This window comes from Actinotalea sp. C106 (assembly GCF_023630195.1).
GTDB lineage: Bacteria > Actinomycetota > Actinomycetes > Actinomycetales > Cellulomonadaceae > Actinotalea.
Genome location: NZ_JALPKN010000241.1, coordinates 1 through 4,853, shown reverse-complemented (window position 1 = coordinate 4,853; position 4,853 = coordinate 1). Strand labels below are relative to the sequence as shown.

Below are 4,853 nucleotides of genomic sequence, written 5' to 3'. Positions count from 1 at the left end.
TGTTGAGTTCTCAAGGAACAGACGCGCATCCATCCAGGCCCTCAAGGCCCGTCCGGAGGCAACTTCTCTACCTTAGCGGTTCGAACTTCCCTCGTCAAACTTCCCGAGTTCGTCCTGCACCAGGCGCAGATCTTGCCAGAAGCCAGCGGCTCCTGGTGTCGTCCTGCTCGTGGTTCCCCGGGGACTGGCCAGTTCTCGCTGTCCGTTCCTCCCGCTCGGGGCGAGACGCAACATTACGGTTCCACCCCCGGGCGCGCAAGTCCGTCCTTGGTGTCCTGGGTCACGTCCGCACGCGGGCTGCCTCGGGCTGCTCCTTGGGCGACGGTGCGCAGGCTGCCGAGGCCCTCGCGAGGGCCTCGACGAGATCCGCCCCCGGCACGGGGCGGGCGAGCAGGTAGCCCTGCCCGGCCCCGCATCCTGCCTCCCGCAGGTGCTCGAGCTGTTCGCGGTGCTCGATGCCCTCAGCGATCACCCTCATCCCGAGCGCGTGGGCCAGCTGGACGACCCCCAGCACGAGCGCCCTGTCCTCTGGGGCGGTGCTCACGCCGCTCACGAAGGACCTGTCGATCTTCACCACGTCCAGGGGCAGCTCGCGGAGCCTGGTCAGGGAGGAGTGCCCGGTGCCGAAGTCGTCGAGCAGGAGCGTGACGCCCATCGCGTGCAGCGCGTCGAGCACGGCCCGGGGCTCGCCGCCCGCGACGATCGCGCTCTCGGTGACCTCGAGGGCGAGGTTCCGCGTCGGCACGCCGTGGACCTCGAGCAGGCCGGCGACCTGCCGCGGCAGCTCAGGGGTCAGCTGGTAGGCGCTCACGTTGACCGCGACCGAGAAGTCCTCGTCGACCAGACCCTCGCTGCGCCAGGACGCGAGGTCGGCGACGGCGCGTCCGAGCACCCACAGGCCCAGGTGCCCGATCATCCCGCACCGCTCGGCGACGGGGATGAACTCGTCAGGGCCCACGATCCCCAGCTCGGCGCTCGTCCAGCGCAGCAGTCCCTCGACCCCCGTCGCCCGGCCGTCGGCCAGGTCCAGGACCGGCTGGTAGACGAGGGTCAGCTCCTCCCGGGCGACAGCTTCGCGCAGCCCAGTCTCCAACCGGAGCAGGCGGTGCCCCTGCGCGCTGGTGCTGCGGTCGAACACCCGTCGACGCCCCGTACCCTGCGCCTTCGCCTCGTACATGGCCGCGTCGGCGTCGCGGAGGAGGGTGGCCGGGGTATCGGTGGGGGCCGCGATCGCGATGCCCGCACTGCCGTCGACGTACAGGCGCCGTCCTTCGAGCTCGAACGGCTCCGCCCATGCCGAGCTCAACCGGGCCCACAGGTCGTCGACGTCCACCGCCGCGGAGGAGCCGTGGAGCACGGCGAACTCGTCCCCGCCGAGCCGGACGACGAGGTCGTCGGCGCTGAGCGTCTCCTCGAGCCGCCGGGCGAGCTCGACCAGGAGCGCGTCGCCCGCGCCGTGCCCGTAGCTGTCGTTGACGTGCTTGAAGCGGTCGAGGTCGAGCAGGGCGACAGCGACCCCACCGCCGGAGCCCCGACGCCCTGCCAGGAGCGCGCCTGCACGACGGTAGAAAACCCTCCGGTTCGGCAGGCCGGTGAGCGCGTCGTGCGTGGCCGCCTCGTGCAGCCGCTCGGCCGACCGCGACACGACGAGGGTCACCACGACGATCGTCGACATGAGGAAGACGACGACCTCGGCGGCGTCGACCGCGACCGCGTGCGTCGTCGAGGCCGCCGAGATGAGGAGCGCGGTAGAGACCACATGGCCCCAGCGGGCCCGTCGGGACAGGATCCCCGCGTAGGCGGTGGTCCACAGGAGGAAGAGCAGGATCGGGCTCCCGGTCTCGCCGGTGACCGCGTAGCCCACAGCGACCAGGACCTGCACGCTCAGGATGCACGAGTGGACCGCGCGGGCCAGTACCCGCGCCGAGGTGGTCACCGCACCGAGCACCACCATCCCCAGCCCGATCACGCCCGCCACGGCAGCCAGGCCCACGACCGGCGGGCTCCATGCCGCGTCGGCGTTCCACGGCAGGAGAGCCCACACCAGGGCCAGCGCCCCGCCGACCAGGCACTGCAGGCCGATCACGCGGGCGAGCTCCTCCGGGGTGAAGACGAGCTCGCTCGACGCGTGGCGATGCCGGCGCGCAGCGCCCTCACGCGTCGAGCCTGCACGTGCGGTGCCGGGACGGCGCACCCTGTCCTCCTGCCGATGGGTCCGGAGACCGTGACGCCGGTCCTCCTCCCACCATCGGTTCAGGTCGAGGATTCCTGCGAGGTTCGGCGGGTCGATCGCCCAGCCAGCCGTCCCGAGACGCCGTCTGGAGCGGCACCGTCCCCACCACCGAGCCTACGTCGAAGCGGCCGAGCGAGCCCGAGGTGCACCAGCGCCGATCCCGCGGCCACGGTGGCCAGGGCCCCGCAGGCCCAGATCGCCCCCGCTCCGTCGAGCACCAGGCCCAGGGTCAGCGGTCCGAGGACGGCGCCAAGGTCACCCGTGGTCCGCAGGATGCCGACCGCACGCCCGTACCTGCCCGGGTGCACCACGTCGGCCAGCACGACGGCGGGGACCTGCCCGGCGGTGCCTGCCGTCAGCCCCGCGACGACCAGCAGGACCGCGAAGGTCCACGGCGTCGTGGCCGCCGGGTAGAGGAGCATCGCCCCCGCAGCCAGCAGCATCCCCGGCACCAGCAGCCGCATCCGCCATCCCTGGTCGAGCAGGCGAGCGGTCAGCGGGAGGAGCGCGAGGGAGACCACGGTGACCGCGCCCAGGGCCAGCCCGAGGGTGGTGGTCCGGTCGCAGCGTTCACCTGCACCAGGGCGGTCAGCCCCTCGGCGCGGGCCGGCTGCCGCCGGTGGGCTACCCCGCTCGTACGCGGGACTCCGCACCATCGGCAACCGTGGCAGTAGCGGTCCGTGCACCGGCCGTGAGGATCTGGTGCGGCGGCTCGGCTGCGCGACCCTGGAACATGAGGATGTCCGCGTTGCGCACCTGACCGTCGCTGATCTCGATGGCCCGGCGCACCGTGTCGTCGGCCTCCCAGGCCCGGGGGCCGTCGAGCACCGTGCGCAGGAATGGCAGCACGGCCTCGCTGATCTCCCAGGTCGCCGAGTCCCACAGGTGCGACGGGCTGTGGTCGACCCCGTAGTACAGGACGCCCTGGCCCACCGTGAAGACCGGGTCCGCGAAAGAGGTGGGCCGCGCCCAGGAGAAGCCCATGCCCTCGTCGCACGAGACGTCCACGATCACGCTTCCGGACCGGAAGGCGGCGAGGTCCTCGGTCTGCAGGAAGGTCAGCGGGGCGGCGGTGTCCTGGAGGGTGCAGTTGACGACGACGTCGCTCTGGGCCAGGTAGGGCGCCAGGGGCACCGGACCGTCCTCGGTCAGCACCTGGCAGGTCTCGGGGGAGGCCGGGTCCTGGTCGAGGTGGACGATCTGCGCCGAGTGGATGGGGGACGCGACCGCCGCGACATCCCGGTGGGTCAGGACGCGCACGTCGTGCACCCCGTGGGCGTTGAGGACCGTGACGGCCCCGCGCGCCGTCGCGCCGAAGCCGATGACCACCGCCGTGAGCCTGCGCCCGTAGTCGCCCGTCACCCCGGCGAGCTGCAGGGCGTGCAGCACCGAGCTGTAGCCCGCGAGCTCGTTGTTCTTGTGGAAGACGTGCAGACCGAAGCCGCCGTCGCGGTTCCAGTGGTTCATCGCCTCGAAGGCGATGAGGGTGAGCCGGCGGTCGATCGCGAGCTGGGTCACCTCGGGGTCCTGGACGCAGTGCGGCCACCCCCACAGCACCGTCCCGACCGGCAGCTCTGCCAGGTCAGCGGCCTGAGGCTTGGGCAGCAGGACGACATCGCAGGTCGCGAGGACCTCGGCGCGCGGGGCGATACGGCCGACCAGGGACCGGAGGGCCGCATCGTCGACGCCGAAGCGGCTGCCGTAGCCCTCCTCGAGGACCATCCGGGCGCGGAGGTCCGCGTCGATCCTGCTGAGGTGGTCGGGGTGGATCGGAAGGCGCAGCTCATCGGGCTTGCGCGAGGTCGCGACGACGCCCAGGGTCAGGGCCGTCGTCCGCTCCGGCTGAGGGGCGGGATCGGGGTCGTGCGCCGGGCCGGGAACGGGCGCTGGCTCGGGCGTGGGTGTCACTCCCGGGCCGCGGGGCGGACGGGGGACGGGTCGGGGAGAGGTCGGGTCGTGCTGGGCCATGGTCGCTCCTTCGCGCCAGAGCCGAGGGTGGACTCCAGTCCTGCGACAGTACGCCTGCTCCCGAGCGGGTCAGCTCCCGGTGGCCACCGGGCGTCGAGGATCGCGGATCCAGTGGGACCACGAGCCGGGGTACAGGGCCAGCTCGATCCCCACCTCGTGGGCGGCGAGCACGAGCTGGCTCGCGGTCACCCCCGACCCGCAGTACGCGGCGCCGGGGCCGTCGCCGACCAGCGGGGCGAGGACCGCGCGGAGCTGGTCGGGCGGGAGGTAGCGACCGTCGGCGCCCTGCACGGCGGTGGTCGGGCAGGAGATGGCTCCCGGGACGTGGCCCGCGACCGGGTCGACGGGCTCGACCTCCCCGCGGAAGCGCTCGGCCGAGCGGGCGTCCAGGAGAGCGCCCGACCGGCCGGCGAGGTCCTCCGCGGTGACCACGGGCATCGTGCTGCGCTCGCCCGGAGCCGACGACGACGAGCCGCCCGCCTCGTCTTCGGGTGGTGCGACCTCGCCGACCTCGACCGGACCGCCGGCCCGGACCCAGGCGGCAAGACCGCCGTCGAGCACACGGACCTCGTCGTGCCCGGCCCACCGCAGGCACCACCACGCACGCGCCGCCGCTGCCCCCGCGACGCCGTCGTAGGCCACGACGGGCCTG

4 protein-coding genes are annotated in these 4,853 nt (G+C 73.2%); all 4 read right to left on the bottom strand.

The window, feature by feature from the left end:
• Positions 1-280: 280 nt before the first annotated feature.
• A complete protein-coding gene (locus L0B03_RS13945; RefSeq protein WP_250446797.1) occupies positions 281-2,194 on the bottom strand; it encodes a bifunctional diguanylate cyclase/phosphodiesterase in 1,914 nt (637 codons plus the stop codon).
• 59 nt (positions 2,195-2,253) lie between these two features.
• Positions 2,254-2,889, bottom strand: a complete 636-nt coding sequence (locus tag L0B03_RS13940) for an MFS transporter (protein WP_250446793.1) — start codon at positions 2,887-2,889, stop codon at positions 2,254-2,256.
• Positions 2,858-4,201, bottom strand: a complete 1,344-nt coding sequence (locus L0B03_RS13935; RefSeq protein WP_250446791.1) for a N(5)-(carboxyethyl)ornithine synthase — start codon at positions 4,199-4,201, stop codon at positions 2,858-2,860. Before L0B03_RS13935 ends, L0B03_RS13940 begins: the two co-directional genes overlap by 32 nt.
• A 69-nt stretch (positions 4,202-4,270) precedes the next feature.
• Positions 4,271-4,853, bottom strand: a 583-nt coding sequence (locus L0B03_RS13930) for a sulfurtransferase (RefSeq protein WP_250446788.1), incomplete at its 5' end; no start/stop codon positions are given.